Origin of the sequence: Nonomuraea endophytica (assembly GCF_014203235.1) — a bacterium.
Lineage (GTDB): Bacteria > Actinomycetota > Actinomycetes > Streptosporangiales > Streptosporangiaceae > Nonomuraea > Nonomuraea endophytica.
Window position 1 is genome coordinate 106,757 of record NZ_JACHIN010000019.1, and the last position, 12,973, is coordinate 119,729.

At 69.9% G+C, this 12,973-nt stretch carries 14 protein-coding genes and 1 tRNA gene; 9 read left to right on the forward strand and 6 right to left on the reverse strand.

The window, feature by feature from the left end; genetic code table 11:
* Positions 1 to 6 precede the first annotated feature (6 nt).
* A complete protein-coding gene (locus HNR40_RS46115) occupies positions 7 to 327 on the reverse strand; it encodes a PLD nuclease N-terminal domain-containing protein (protein ID WP_312896780.1) in 321 nt (106 codons plus the stop codon).
* Positions 328 to 466: 139 nt separating this feature from the next.
* Between HNR40_RS46115 and HNR40_RS46120 the strand changes: the two genes are divergently transcribed.
* Both HNR40_RS46120 and HNR40_RS46125 read left to right on the forward strand, forming a co-directional pair.
* Complete coding sequence (locus HNR40_RS46120) at positions 467 to 1,273, forward strand: LLM class flavin-dependent oxidoreductase (protein ID WP_184973307.1); 807 nt, start codon at positions 467 to 469, stop codon at positions 1,271 to 1,273.
* Between the two features lie 36 nt (positions 1,274 to 1,309).
* Positions 1,310 to 1,702 carry a DUF3224 domain-containing protein gene (locus tag HNR40_RS46125; RefSeq protein WP_246510574.1) on the forward strand — a complete coding sequence of 131 codons (393 nt, stop codon included), beginning with the start codon at positions 1,310 to 1,312 and terminating at the stop codon, positions 1,700 to 1,702.
* Here the strand turns inward: HNR40_RS46125 and HNR40_RS46130 are convergent.
* The gene (locus HNR40_RS46130; RefSeq protein ID WP_312896781.1) at positions 1,690 to 2,460 is read right to left on the reverse strand and encodes an alpha/beta hydrolase; all 771 of its coding nucleotides are present in this window, start codon (positions 2,458 to 2,460) and stop codon (positions 1,690 to 1,692) included. The two genes, HNR40_RS46125 and HNR40_RS46130, sit on opposite strands and share 13 nt — an antisense overlap.
* Before the next feature lie 63 nt (positions 2,461 to 2,523).
* On the opposite strand from HNR40_RS46130, the gene HNR40_RS46135 reads away from it, so the two are divergent.
* Positions 2,524 to 3,993, forward strand: coding sequence for an FAD-binding oxidoreductase (locus HNR40_RS46135; protein WP_184973308.1), 1,470 nt, complete (start codon positions 2,524 to 2,526; stop codon positions 3,991 to 3,993).
* Positions 3,994 to 4,064: 71 nt separating this feature from the next.
* A complete protein-coding gene (locus HNR40_RS46140; RefSeq protein ID WP_184973310.1) occupies positions 4,065 to 5,156 on the forward strand; it encodes a methyltransferase in 1,092 nt (363 codons plus the stop codon).
* Here HNR40_RS46140 and ftrA read toward each other — a convergent pair.
* Both ftrA and HNR40_RS46150 read right to left on the reverse strand, forming a co-directional pair.
* A complete protein-coding gene (gene ftrA / locus HNR40_RS46145; protein WP_184973311.1) occupies positions 5,146 to 6,105 on the reverse strand; it encodes a transcriptional regulator FtrA in 960 nt (319 codons plus the stop codon). The genes HNR40_RS46140 and ftrA overlap by 11 nt on opposite strands.
* A 13-nt stretch (positions 6,106 to 6,118) precedes the next feature.
* Positions 6,119 to 7,780, reverse strand: a complete 1,662-nt coding sequence (locus HNR40_RS46150; RefSeq protein WP_312896782.1) for an asparagine synthase-related protein — start codon at positions 7,778 to 7,780, stop codon at positions 6,119 to 6,121.
* A gap of 245 nt (positions 7,781 to 8,025) precedes the next feature.
* Here HNR40_RS46150 and HNR40_RS46155 point away from each other — a divergent pair, with 245 nt between their 5' ends.
* Complete coding sequence (locus HNR40_RS46155) at positions 8,026 to 9,504, forward strand: vWA domain-containing protein (protein ID WP_184973315.1); 1,479 nt, start codon at positions 8,026 to 8,028, stop codon at positions 9,502 to 9,504.
* Positions 9,505 to 9,574: 70 nt separating this feature from the next.
* Here HNR40_RS46155 and HNR40_RS46160 read toward each other — a convergent pair whose 3' ends face one another.
* Complete coding sequence (locus HNR40_RS46160; RefSeq protein ID WP_184973317.1) at positions 9,575 to 10,063, reverse strand: EF-hand domain-containing protein; 489 nt, start codon at positions 10,061 to 10,063, stop codon at positions 9,575 to 9,577.
* Between the two features lie 83 nt (positions 10,064 to 10,146).
* The gene (locus HNR40_RS46165; RefSeq protein WP_184973318.1) at positions 10,147 to 10,827 is read right to left on the reverse strand and encodes a tRNA-dependent cyclodipeptide synthase; all 681 of its coding nucleotides are present in this window, start codon (positions 10,825 to 10,827) and stop codon (positions 10,147 to 10,149) included.
* Positions 10,828 to 10,920: 93 nt separating this feature from the next.
* Between HNR40_RS46165 and HNR40_RS46170 the strand changes: the two genes are divergently transcribed.
* The 4 genes from HNR40_RS46170 to HNR40_RS46185 all read left to right on the forward strand — a co-directional run bounded on the left by HNR40_RS46170 (position 10,921) and on the right by HNR40_RS46185 (position 12,481).
* Positions 10,921 to 10,993 (forward strand) — tRNA-Ala (locus HNR40_RS46170).
* A 322-nt stretch (positions 10,994 to 11,315) separates the two neighbouring features.
* Positions 11,316 to 11,456 (forward strand): hypothetical protein, encoded by a 141-nt coding sequence (locus tag HNR40_RS46175; RefSeq protein ID WP_184973320.1) that lies wholly within the window; start codon positions 11,316 to 11,318, stop codon positions 11,454 to 11,456.
* Between the two features lie 4 nt (positions 11,457 to 11,460).
* Positions 11,461 to 11,622: a hypothetical protein gene (locus HNR40_RS46180; RefSeq protein ID WP_184973321.1), complete on the forward strand. Its 162-nt coding sequence runs from the start codon at positions 11,461 to 11,463 to the stop codon at positions 11,620 to 11,622.
* A 154-nt stretch (positions 11,623 to 11,776) separates the two neighbouring features.
* A complete protein-coding gene (locus tag HNR40_RS46185) occupies positions 11,777 to 12,481 on the forward strand; it encodes a DUF4386 domain-containing protein (RefSeq protein ID WP_184973323.1) in 705 nt (234 codons plus the stop codon).
* Positions 12,482 to 12,973 lie beyond the last annotated feature (492 nt).

Genomic DNA, 12,973 nt, shown 5'->3' on the forward strand with positions numbered 1-12,973 from the left:
ATCCGGCTACTCCTTGTCGTCCGGCTTGTCCTTCGGGGCGTTCCTGCGCTGCTCCTCGGCGCGCTCGCGCAGGCGGCGCAGGAACTCCTCGTCGTCGTCCGGGTTGGTCGCCCTCGCGTGGCCCGCCACGCGCGGCGCCTGCGTCTGTGGACGGCCCGCCACCAGCCAGAAGAGCGAGCCGACCAGCGGGAACAGCAGGACGATGATCACCCAGAGGATCTTGGGAAGGTTGCGCGCGGCCTCGTCGGGCGTGGTGATCGCGTCGAAGAGGCAGTAGATCCACAGCACCAGCGTGGCCAGTCCCATGGCTTGGTAGAGGTACAGCACGGGCGGAAGGTAACAGACGAGCCGACCTCTGTACAGCCACGGGAGTACGGCGCCGCCCGCCCGCTGCGTCCGGTGCGGTAGGAGATCACCGGTCCTGTGGACGATGTCCCGGCGGCGGTCCGGAGAGAAGGTGGGAGACATGACTTCTCACGCGTTCAGATTCGGAACCGTCGGGGGCTTCGCGGCGACGGGCGAGGCGTGGACCGGGCTGGCCCGGCGCGCCGAGGAGCTCGGCTACTCCACGTTGTTGATCCCGGACACGCTCAACACGCTCTCCCCGTTCACCGCCGCCGCCGCTGCCACCGCCGTGACCAGCCGGCTGCGGGTCGGCACGTATGTGGCGGCGGCGCCGTACCGGACACCGGCGGTGGTGGCGCGTGAGGTGAGCACGCTGCAGGCGCTGAGCGGCGGGCGCTTCGAGCTCGGCATCGGCGCCGGTCGGCCCGGCGCCGAGCAGGAGGCGGCGGCGCTCGGCGTGCGGTTCGGCACGCCGTCCGAGCGGGTGGAGCGGGTCGTGGAGACCCTCGACGCGGTGAAGGACGTGCCGGTGCTGATCGCGGCGGCGGGCACCCGGCTGCTGCGGCTGGCCGCCGAGCGGGCCGACACGGTGGCGCTCGGGCTGCCCGCGACCGCCACCGAGGACGACCTGGCCGCCAAACTCGACGAGCTCTACGAACTGGCCGGTGACCGCTTCAACCGGCTGGAGATCAACACCAACCTGGCCGCCGTCGGCGACGAGCTGCCGGGCTGGCTGTCGCAGCAGCTCGGCGCTGACCCGCGCGAGATCGTGGCCAGGGGCGGCTACGGCATCATGACCGGCTCCACCGACCAGATCGCCGACACGCTGCGCAGCCGCCGCGACCGGCTCGGCATCTCCTACATCTCGATCAGCGCCCAGTTCATGGAGCAGTTCGCCCCGGTCGTGGAACGGCTGACCGGTACCTGACAGAAGATGACAGGCATCCCTGCCACGCTGGTGCCCATGACAGCGAAAGGCACCTTCGACCTCGCGGACTGGACCCCTCAGCCGCCCTACGACGACCGCGACGGAGTCTCGCTCGGCGTCGTCACCCTGACCAAGACCTTCCACGGCGACCTGACCGGCACCAGCCTGGTCACGATGCTGATGGTGGCCACTCCGGTGGAGGAGTCGAAGGCGTACGTGGCGCTGGAGCGCATCGACGCCACCCTGGACGGGCGCACCGGCGCCTTCACCGTCGCGCACTCGGCGGTCAGCGAGCCGACCGGTCAGTCGCTGCGCGTCACCGTCGTGCCCGACTCCGGCGTGGGCGGCCTGGCCGGGATCAGGGGCGAGATGGACATTCTCATCGCGCCCGATGGTTCGCACTCCTATGTCCTCGACTACACCCTCTGAGCCAGCTCCACCGCGGCGGCGATGAGCTCCGGGCCGTCGAGCAGGGTGCGGTCGTTGTGGTCGGCGTCCCCGACCTCGACCAGGGTCGCTCCCGGCGGGGCGGCGGCCCGGCTCAGGGCGGGCGGGATGATCGTGTCGCGGGAGCCGTACACGATGGTGATGGGGGTCCGGATGGTGGCGAGCTGCTCCTTCAGCGGGAAGCGGTCGCGCAGGAGCGCGCGTACCGGGAGGAAGGGGTAGGCGTGCTGACCGGCGTCGGCCAGGTCGGTGAAGGGGGAGCGCAGCAGCAGGCCGTCCGGCGGGATCTCGGTCGCCAGGCGCGTGGCGACGGCGGCACCGAGGCTCTCGCCGAAGTAGAGGATCTTTCCTGACAGCGTCGCGCGGGCGGCCTTCGCGTCGAGCGCCAGCCCGTCCTCCGTGGGCGAGCCGGGGTTGCCGCCGTAGCCCCGATAGTCCATCAGGAGTACGGCGAAGCCCTCGCGCGCCAGCGCGGCGGCCAGCGGCGCCCGGTGCACGCGGTTGCCCGCGTTGCCGCCCATCACCAGGACGGTGACGTTCCGGGTGCCGGGCAGATACCAGGCGCCGAGCTTCAGCCCGTCGGCCGTGGTGTAGGTGACCTCGCGGGTGCCGGGCAGGACCGTGGCCGCCGGAGGCACCGCACCGGCGTCGGGCAGGTAGATGAGCCGCCGCTGGAACACCCAGAGCAACCCCAGCAGCAGCACGACCACGGCCAGCACAGCCAGCACGGCCTTGATCACGCCAGTACCGTTCGAGCCATGGCTCCGATGATGTCCGGGCCGCCGATGATGTAGCAAGGACCCATGAGCCGTTGGGCGTGGGGCGTTGAGCCGGATCTGGACGAGCTGCGGGGCATCGCCCGCATGATCAGCGGAAGCGATGACTTCGAGGAACCCGTCCCCTTCGACCGGGTACGGCTGCCGCCGCCACGGCTGGCCGTACCGGAGGCATGGAAGGAGTTCGCGATCGGCGAGGCGCGCGCCCGCGCGGAGCGCACCTACGGCCAGGCCTACCGCGACCTCATCCGCGCCTACCGGGGCGACTTCGCCTGCGCGCCCGACCTGGTGGCGCTGCCCCGCACCGAGACCGAGGTCGAGCAGGTGCTGGAGTGGGCCACCGCGCAGCAGGTGGCGGTGGTGCCGCGCGGCGGCGGCACGAGCGTGGTCGGCGGCGTCGAGGCGCGCTTCGACGGGCCGGCGATCTGCCTGGACCTGAGCCGGATGGACCGGGTCGTTGAGGTGGACCAGGTCTCGCGCGCCGCGCTCGTGCAGGCCGGGGCGAGCGGGCCGGCGCTCAACGCCCAGCTGCCCGGCGACCTGCAGCTGCGCTTCTTCCCGCAGTCGTACGAGTTCTCGACGCTGGGCGGCTGGATCGCCACGCGGGCCGGCGGCCACTACGCGAGCCTGCACACCCACATCGACGACCTGGTCGAGTCGGTGCGCGCGATCACCCCGGCCGGGGTGTGGGAGTCGCGCAGGCTGCCCGGCTCTGGCGCGGGACCCTCGCCCGACCGGATGCTGCTGGGTTCCGAGGGCACGCTCGGCGTGATCACCCGGGCATGGGTGCGGCTGCAGCGGCGGCCCGCGCACAAGCTGTCGGCGTCGGTCCGTTTCGCCTCGTGGGAGCGGGCGGTCGCGGCGGTGCGCGAGCTGTCGCAGTCGGGGCTGCACCCGTCGAACTGCCGCCTGCTCGACGCCGCCGAGGCACAACTCGCGGCGGGCGGCGACGGCGAGCACGCGGTGCTCATCCTCGGCTTCGAGTCGGCCGACCACCCCGTGGACGCGGCCATGGCCAGGGCGCTGGAGATCGCCGGTGGCGAGGTCGGCGGCGTACGCCAGGACAAGGAGTGGAAGGGCACGTTTACCCGGATGCCGTACTTCCGCAATGCCTTTCCCGGTATGGGCAAGGTGGTGGAGACGTTCGAGACCGCGGTCACCTGGGACCGGTTCCCGGCCCTGCACGCGGCGGTCATGGGCGCGGTGGACGCCACCTGCCGCTTCGCGTTCGTCTACCCGGACGGGCCGGCGCCCTACTACACGGTCTCCCTGCCCGCCGAGCGCGGCGCCGAGGTCGCGCAGTGGGACGCGCTCAAGGCCAGGGTCTCGCGCATCCTGCTCGACCACGGCGCCACCATCACCCACCACCACGCGGTCGGCCGCGACCACCGCCCCTACTACGACGAGCAGCGGCCGGAGCCGTTCGCGCTGGCGCTCCGCGCGGCCAAGGACGCGCTGGACCCGGCGGGGGTGCTCAATCCGGGCGTGCTGGTCTGAGGCCCTTTTGGCTGATCGCAGGCGTTAAACCGGTTGCCCGTGGCCGGGGGGCGTGACACCGTCGGATGACGATGATCTCCTGGAATGACGAGGGACACGAGCGGCGGGCAGCCTGGCGTTCGGCGGCGGGAGCACCCGAGCCCGCACACGTCGAGCTCGCCGACGACACCACCAAGGCCGACCTGGCGCACCGCCTGGCCGCCGAGGGCACCGCGCTGCTGTGGACCGGCGACTACCACAACGCCAGGCAACTGCTCAGGGCGATGGACCGGCGCTGTCCCCGGCCCAGGCCCGGCAGCGGGTTCCACCGGCAGCGCCAGGCGCAGTCGCAGCGGGCCCGGATTCTGGGGATGCTGCTGGTGCCGTACACGGGAGAGCATGAGATCGCGCTCCGCCGCGCGCCCGACGTGCGCGAGGCCTGCGCCGAGGTGTACGGCCCGGCCGGCGGTGAGGCGGTCGGGTCGCTGCGCGAACTGCTGGGCGTGATCGGCGCGCACGAATGGCGGGCCAAGGGCGTCGAGGTCCCGGCGCTGGGCGAGCGCATTCACCCGCACTACGGGGTGTTCTCCCCGGTCAGAGGCGAATACGTGGACCTCGTCGCCCAGACGCGGCTGCCCGACGCCGAGGTGGCCTTCGACGTCGGCACCGGCACCGGCGTGCTGGCGGCGGTGCTGGCCAGGCGGGGCGTGCGCCGGGTGATCGCCACCGACTTCGACCCCGCCGCCCTGGAGTGCGCCCGCGACAACATGGAACGGCTGGGCCTGTCCGGCCGGGTCCTGGTCGAACAGGCCGATTTGTTCCCGGTGGGACGGGCGCCGCTGGTGGTGTGCAACCCGCCGTGGATCCCGGCCACGCCCATGTCCCCGCTCGACCACGCCGTCTACGACCCCGACAGCCGCATGCTGCGCGGCTTCCTGAACGGGCTGCGCGATCACCTGTCGCCCGGCGGCGAAGCGTGGCTGATCCTGTCGGACCTGGCCGAACACCTTGAGCTGCGCTCCCGGCAGGAGCTGCTCGACTGGTTCGACGAGGCCGGGCTCACGGTCGCCGGTCAGCTCCAGACCAAGCCTCGGCACGGGCGGGCCGCCAAGAGCGACGACCCGCTGCACCGGGCGCGCGCCGCCGAGGTCACCTCGCTGTGGCGGCTGACCCTCACGCGCTGAACGCGCGCCGGTAGGCCGACGGAGAGGTACGCATCGCGCGGGTGAAATGGTGGCGGAAGGTGACCGGGCTCTCGAACCCGACAGCCGCCCCGATCGCCTCCACCGGCGCGGTCGAGGATTCCAGCATGCTCAGGCTGGCCGCCACCCGCTGGGAGATCACCCAGCGCAGCGGGCTGGTGCCGGTCTGCCGCTTGAAGTGGCGGATGAACGAGCGCTGCGACATGTGCGCCCGCCCCGCCAGCTCCCGCACCGTGATCTGCTCGGCGAGATGGTCGAGCGCCCACGCCATCGCCCTGGCCACACCGTCGTCCTCGCCGACGGGCGTCACCGCGGCCTCGATGAACTGCGCCTGCCCGCCCTCCCGGTGCGGCGGCACCACGAGGCGGCGGGCCACGGTGTTGGCGGTGCTCGCGCCGTGGTCCCTGCGGACGAGGTGGATGAGCAGGTCCAGCCCGGCGGCGCTGCCCGCGCTGGTCAGCACGTCGCCGTCGTCGACGTAGAGCACCTCGGGGTTGACCCGGATCTCGGGGTGGCGTCGCTGGAGCAGATCGGCGTACCTCCAGTGGGTGGCCGCGGCCCGGCCGTCGAGCAGGCCGGCGGCGGCCAGGGTGAAGGCGCCGGAGCAGATGGAGACCACGCGGGCGCCGCGGGCGTGCGCCTCGCGGAGCGCACCGACGAGCGCGGGGGAGACCGGCCTGGTGACGTCGGTGCCGGGGATGATGACGGTGTCGGCCGAAGTGAGCACGTCGAGGCCGTGCTCGGCGCGCATCGTGAACCCGCCGACCACGCGCAGCGGGCCGCCGGACTCGGCGCAGACCTTCAGGTCGTACCAGGGGCCGTCCAGCTCGGGGCGGGGCAGGCCGAAGATCTCGACCACACAGCCGAGTTCGAACGGCGCCATCCCGTCGTAGGCGAGCACGGCGACGGTGTGCGGCCTGAACGGCATCATGGCCGGATATTACCTACGGTCTGTACACCTTGATGCGTTCGGGCGCTTCGGGGCGTTTGCCCGGGTAGAGACCGGTCAGCAGCGTGCTCACCGTGTACAGGTTCCAGGCGGTGGCCGGGTTCTTCACCACCGGGTCGGCGAACATCGCGCGTACCTCGTCCGGATTCACGATCGCCTCCAGCGCGTCGAGGCTGCCCAGCACCTGCTCGCGCAGCACCGCGGTGAGCGCCGGACCCGGGCTGGTACGCCAGCTCCAGCCGCCGCCCGTCCTGGCCGTCGGCAGATGCGGCGGCGGCACGTGCTCCCACGGCCGTCGCCTGGCCCGCCCCTCGACGAACCGCCACGGCTTCCCCTCGATCGGGACGTTCCGCAGCTTCGGGGCGAACCTCAGGATGAGCGAGTAGATCGGCTCCTCCGACAGGCTCCAGCGCTGGTCCAGGCTCAGCGCGGCGCGTACCACCCGGTTGTCCAGGTAGGGCCGCACCGAGTCGCCGCGCCGCAGCGCGCCCGCGCGGGCGCTGGCCTGCCAGCGGCCCACCCGGTACGACAGGTAGATGTGGTGCAGCGCCTCCAGCTTGTCCGGGCGCTCCTGCCACGGCCGGGCCTGCTCGCGCGCGTGCTCGTTGGCCGCCGCGGTGAACAGCTTCTCGTCCTTGAGGAAGGTGGCGCCGATCCGCCTGAGCAGCGCCCTGTCGCTCAGGTCCGTCTGCAGCAGGTTGAGGCTCCCGGCGCGCAGCGTCTCGCCGCCCTGCCCGGACATGGTCGGCCTGGTCGAGTAGGGCAGGTAGCCCACGATCGACTCGTAGGCCGAGGTCATGCCCTCACAGGTGCGCAACGTCTCCCAGGCGCGTGCCAGCGGGTGCTCCACCAGCATCGCGTCCCGGTCCTCTGTTTGCGGCGGCGTGATGACCGTGTGCTCCAGCTTCAGCTCGGCCGCGATCCGCCGGGCGAGGATCACGTCCGGGTGGGTGTCCAGCCCGTTCGTCGTCACCCGGAACGGCACCTTCGCCGCGTGCAGCAGCGCCGCCAGGATGCGGGTGTCGCGCCCGCCGGTCAGCGTCAGGTTCACCGGCTCGGCCGCCGACCGCAGCGGCGCCACCGTCGCCAGCAGCGCCGCCGCCAGTTCGTCCAGGGCCGCTCGCTTCTCTCGGCGCGTGGTGGGTGCGGGGTTTGCCCTTGGCAGCTCTTGTCTGGTGATGGTACGGCTGCCGCCGCGGACGTCTAGCCGGGAGTTTGGCGGCAGGGTGGCCACCCCTACGTATGGGGTTTCGTCCGACAGGAAGTAGCCGGATCTGACCATCGTCTGCAGGGCCATCACGTCGAACCCGAGGCGCTCGTCTCGCTGGGCGATCAGGTGGGCCAGGAGGGCGCGGCTGGCTGCTATGTGCAGGGTTGCCGTCTGCGTGTAGAAGACGGGGCAGATTCGGTTGGCGGCGGTGGTGGCTGTCAGTTCCCGGTCGCCGGCTGTCCATGTTGAGAAGCAGCCGCCTACGTGTGCATTGGGGAGGCGGGTTACGTCTGCCGGGTCGGCCAGGTGGCCGTTGACTCCGGTGACTTTGGCGGAGTTGGTGTGGAGGAGGGGTGGGTGGTGGGTGTCGCCGGGTTCGTTGGACCAGGCGAACAGGGAGACGCCCGCGCCGTGCCACTCCTGGCCGCGGATGACGTCGGGGGGCACGGGGAAGGCCGTTTCGATAACGGACCTGGCCCGGTCGAGGATACGAGGATCTATCGTCCGGCCTTTTGCGGCCAGTCCTAAATAGACGCGCACGGCATCCATGCCTACCGGACCGCCCTGGCCTGGCACAACGGGTCACGGTTCGAAAACACCGATCACGTGGTGAACACGGTTTGCGCTCGCTTGCGTCACCGGCCCGGCCAGCGGTTATGCGGGTCCGTCATAGGGCGTGGAGGTGGTTATCCATGAAATTTCGTCCTTTAGCGGTGGGTTTCGGGTTGGCGGGGGTGCTGCTGCTGGCCGCGTGCGGCGGGCCCGGCGGCGGCTCCTCGGGATCCGAAGCCAAGGCGCCCCCGCAGGTCGCGCCCCGGCAGAACTCGTCTCCCGATCAGCCCCGGCCCGCGGCCACCCGGACCGACTCGGACACGACCACGGCCCAGGTCTCCACGTTCGCGCTGGACGTGGACACCGCTTCCTACGGGTACGCCCGCCGTACCCTCGCGGAAGGACGCTGGCCCGAACCGGGCCAGATCCGTCCCGAAGAGTTCGTGAACTCCTTCCGCCAGGACTACGCGCAGCCCGCCGACAACGGCTTCACCGTGCACGTCGACGGCGCCCGCATGGGCGAGGGCGACAACGCGGTCGTCCGCGTCGGGCTGCAGACGCGCGCCTCGGAGGCGGCCGCCCGCCGTCCCGCCAACCTCACCTTCGTCGTCGACGTCTCCGGCTCCATGGACGAGCCCGGCCGGCTCGACCTCGTGCGCAAGTCGCTGCACACGCTGCTCGACCAGCTCGCGCCCGGCGACCAGGTGTCCATCGTGTCCTTCAGCGACCAGGGCACGCTGCTGGCCTCCATGACCCCGCTCGTCTCCCGCGACGAACTGCACGCGGCCGTCGACTCCCTGTCCATCGGCGGCGGCACCAACCTGGAGTCCGGCCTGCGCCTCGGCTACGACGAAGCCGCCAAGGCCTTCCGCTCCGCCGCCACCAACCGGGTCATCCTGCTCTCCGACGGCCTGGCCAACCAGGGCGACACCCAGTGGCGGTCGCTGCTGGACAAGGTCAAGGAGCAGGCGGGCAAGCAGATCACGCTGCTGACCGTGGGCGTCGGGCGCGAGTACGGCGACGAGCTCATGGAGCAGCTCGCCGACAACGCCGACGGCGCGGCCGTCTACATGAGCACCGAGGAGGACGCCGCCAAGATCTTCAGCAAGCAGCTCACCACCACCATCGAACTCCGCGCCCGCGACGCCAAGGCCCAGGTCGTCTTCAACCCGCGCGCGGTGGAGTCCTACCAGCTCATCGGGTACGACAACCGGGCGCTGGCGGCCGAGGAATTCCGGGACGACAGCAAGGACGGCGGCGAGATCGGTCCCGGGCACTCGGTGACGGCCCTGTACTCCGTCAAGCTCAAGCCTGGGGCCGCCGGTCAGCTCGCGGCGGCTTCGGTGCGCTGGCAGGATCCCGACACGCGCAATCCGGCCGAGGCCGGGCGGACCGTGGACGTCGGTGACCTCAGTGGCGACCTCTGGAGCAAGGCGCCGGTGCGGCTGCAGGTGGACGTGGTGGCTGCGGCGTTCGCGGTGTACATGCGGGACCGGGAGGCCTTCGGCCTGAACCTTCGGACGTTGGGGCAGCACGCGGGGCGGTTGTCGACGGCGGCGGAGGACCCGATGGTGACCGAGCTGTCAACCTTGATCGGCAAGGCGGCGGAGGTGGCCTGACCGTTCGCTCGGGGCGTCCTTGCCCGGGGGCGTCTCTTGTCCGGGGGCGTCCTTTATCCGGGGGCGTCTTTTATCCGGGGCGGCCGAAGATCGGGATCTCGGGGTCGCGGCCGTAGTAGAAGTTGTACAGGGCCTGCGCGAACTCGTCCTTCGACAGCCGGCCGTCGCGGTTGCCGTCCAGCCGCTCGAAAGCCTCTCTGGCGGTACGGCCGGCCACGTCGTAGGCCGCGAACAGGCGCAGATACTCGGCCCGGGTCAGCTGCTCGTCGCCGTCGGTGTCCAGGGCGTCCCACAGGGCGTCGCCGATGGGCCAGACGATCCGGGCCACGAAGGTCATGCGGCCGGAGGAGGGGCGCATCGCGTGCCGTACATAGGAAGCGCGGCTGATGCGCCCTTGGTCGTCGGTGCCGATGAGATCGACGGCGTGCTGCCAGGCCTGGCGGTAGGCGGCGACGACGGCGTCGCGTTGCTCGGACGGCTCGGGAACGCTGAGCCGATCACAGACGGCGACGCCGACGAGCATCATGTCGTGCTCGTCGAGGAACCCGTCGTGACCCATGTCACTACTGTCGAATGCATACCCCGCGTTACGCGCGTGAGGATCCATGGCCGCCCCGCCCCACCCCGGTAAATGACTCAGGACTAATGGTTCTCACCTGCATCAATACCTGTCAACCGAGTCGTCAACATTCCCTGACCAGCGCTCGGATATACCGGCATCATCCCGGCATAAAGCCACTTCGCTACCGGGAGCATTCGCGGATAGCAGAACAACGACGACTCCGTCTCCAAAATCGCCGGAGTGTCCAGCATGAGCGGCAACTCCGACAAAAGGAACGGAATGGCCTCGCGGACCTGATCGGGAGTGGGCCGGGACGTCCCGAGCACAGGCTCCAGCGCGGCGTCGCAGAGCTCCCGGAAGACGGAATCGCCCAGGTAGAGCTCATCCAGCCGCCGCCGCAGCCCGGTGTAGGCGGGCCGGTCGTGCAGATCGGTCCAGGAGTAGACACCGACATCGGCCGCTTCGAGGGCGGAAAGCGCATGAAGCACACGGTTGCGCGTGTTGTTGATCGCCGCACGGGCCTTCTTGTTGGCCTTGTGCGGAGGCAGATCCCCCCGGGCGGCAAGCGTCCCGGCCAGCTCGATACCAGGCACAAGCACATCAACCCGCCTGAAGTACCCCCGAGCCCACCCAAGCAGCCCCGTAATAGCCCCAAGACTGAAATATCCATTCATAGCGCTAATCCCGAGCAGGGCATGCTCCCGCCCGGAGAAAATACGCGCACACCGCGCCGTCAAAGGCACAGCCTCCACAGTCGTCACGTTACGCACGGTAGCAAGCCGGTGACGCATGCTAATCCCGAACTCGGGGAGTCTGGGAGTCGGATACACTGATGCGGTGCCGTGATGCGGCATGGGGCTATAGCGCAGCTGGTAGCGCACCTCCATGGCATGGAGGGGGTCTGGGGTTCGAATCCCCATAGCTCCACAGACAAGGTCTTTCACCTTTGGTGCGCTTCGCGCGTGTGGGTTCCAGGCGTTTCTCCAGTCGAGCTGAAGCTCGACCCCTGCAGGTCCTCCCTCCGGTCGGGCGTTCTTTCTGGCCAAGGGCATGGTGCTTCGCGCGTTCTTCTGGCGTCCCACCCGTTGCCCAACTAGGTGGTTGGGCAGTTGGAGCCCACCCAGGTCTGTGGTCCTCGCTTCGCTCGGGCGCTTGATCGTGCGCGCCTTCGGCGCGCGGCTTGCGCGGTGCTTCCCAGCCGAGGCCGCTCCATCGCCCTGGCCCAGGCCCGCTGGAGAGGAACCCAAGGATGAAGACGACGGCCCGGGTGATGTCCGGGATGATGGGCCGGACCCTGCGCGGAGGGGTCGTCGAACGAGCCGCAGCCACGGCGGAGCAGATCGCCGGCGCGCTCGCCGTACCTCCCGCCCAGCAGCGACCTCGACAATGATCCGTTGAGCCCGCGCTGGCGCGCCCAGTCCCTGTCCAAGGGCGCGACCGGCATCGCGCTGCTGCACGCAGCCCGCGCAGGCCTCGCCAACTGGGTTCAGGCGCACGCCCGGGTGACCGTCGCGGCCGATGACCCGCTCGCGGCCGCGCCTGGCACCGGCCTGTAGTTCGGCGCCCCGCGCTCGCCCATGTCCCCGCGCTGGTTTCCACGGAGGACGCCTTGCGAACCTTATTGTGTAAGGGTAAGGTCGGCATCACCTGCCCTTACGGTGTAAGTGAAGGGTGAGGCCAACCTGCTTCGACATATGCGAGAAGAGTGCCATGAAGGTAAACAGGCGCGCAGTCGCCATGGCCGGCGCGCTGGTCATCGTGGGCATGATCGCGGGAATGCTGAGTGTCGTTCCCGTCATCGAAGAATCGGACTACCTGGCTCTCATCTCGGCACACGAGAACCAGATCATCGTCGGCGCCGTTTCTCAGTTCGTCATGATCCCGGCCTATGTCGGGTTCGCGCTGTGCCTGTACCCCACATTGAGAAAGGTAAATGAAACGCTCAGCCTGGGATTTCTCGGATTCAGGCTGATCGCCGCGACGTTCCATTTCATCGGCGTGATTCTCCTGCCCTTGTTCCTGGTGCTGGGTCAGGAATTCGCCCAAGCCGGCGCTTCGGGCGCGGCTCACCTTGAGACCCTGGGCGAACTGCTTCGGACCGCGCGCGACTTCGTCAACCATGTCGCGCTGATCATCTCGCTGGGTCTCGGGGATCTCTTGCTGTTCGGGATTCTGTACCGATCGAGGCTTGTCCCCCGCTGGCTGTCCGTCTGGGGCCTTGCCGGGGCCGGGTCGGCCATCCTGGCCAGCTTCTTGGTTCTGGTAGGTCTGACTGATGTCGTCACGCCCGTCTACCTGGCCATCAATGCGCCACTGGCTCTCCAAAGCCTGGTCCTGGCCATCTGGTTGATCGCAAAAGGCTTCGATACCAGGACATGGGCCGCGGCCCACGAACCCGAAGCCCAGCGCGGCTGACACGCCCCCGGCCGGTCGGCGCCGAGAACTCGGCGTAGGCCTTAAGCAGATACGCGGATCTTTCCGGTCGTGGTGCTCCTCGTGTTCGCGGTGGCCTGTGGTTCCGCCCGAGCGCTGGTCGCTGTCGACGAGTTCACCGGCCGCGCCCGTGAGGTCGCTGAACGGTGGCGGAGCTCGGCGGAAGTCCGCCGGCTCCAGAAAAGCGAACGGTGGACCTGCTGCACGGGCTCGTCCTTGCCGCAGGCGCGGCACTTCGTGCTGACACCTGGCTGACAGCCATTCTGAACCACCCGCAGGAGCGGCTTACGGCGGTTCGTGACAACAGCCGGTTCCGGACATTTGAATCGCCGGGCTGGAGCCCAACTCGCCCACCAGATCGCTATTGACTCGGTGAAGTCATCCTTGGTCCTGGCCCTGATCGGGCTCATTCGCCTGGGGATTCGGGCTTGGCGCCAGCGACGCAATGGGGTGCGGATCTCCATTCCAATGCCG

Excerpts from the sequence above, each read along its gene's own strand:
- HNR40_RS46120 (WP_184973307.1), top strand. The coding sequence starts at position 467 with ATGACTTCTCACGCGTTCAGATTCGGAACCGTCGGGGGCTTCGCGGCG.
- HNR40_RS46125 (WP_246510574.1), top strand. The coding sequence starts at position 1,310 with ATGACAGCGAAAGGCACCTTCGACCTCGCGGACTGGACCCCTCAGCCG.
- HNR40_RS46135 (WP_184973308.1), top strand. The coding sequence starts at position 2,524 with ATGAGCCGTTGGGCGTGGGGCGTTGAGCCGGATCTGGACGAGCTGCGG.
- HNR40_RS46140 (WP_184973310.1), top strand. The coding sequence starts at position 4,065 with ATGATCTCCTGGAATGACGAGGGACACGAGCGGCGGGCAGCCTGGCGT.
- ftrA (WP_184973311.1), bottom strand. The coding sequence starts at position 6,105 with ATGATGCCGTTCAGGCCGCACACCGTCGCCGTGCTCGCCTACGACGGG.
- HNR40_RS46155 (WP_184973315.1), top strand. The coding sequence starts at position 8,026 with ATGAAATTTCGTCCTTTAGCGGTGGGTTTCGGGTTGGCGGGGGTGCTG.
- HNR40_RS46160 (WP_184973317.1), bottom strand. The coding sequence starts at position 10,063 with ATGGGTCACGACGGGTTCCTCGACGAGCACGACATGATGCTCGTCGGC.
- HNR40_RS46175 (WP_184973320.1), top strand. The coding sequence starts at position 11,316 with ATGAAGACGACGGCCCGGGTGATGTCCGGGATGATGGGCCGGACCCTG.
- HNR40_RS46185 (WP_184973323.1), top strand. The coding sequence starts at position 11,777 with ATGAAGGTAAACAGGCGCGCAGTCGCCATGGCCGGCGCGCTGGTCATC.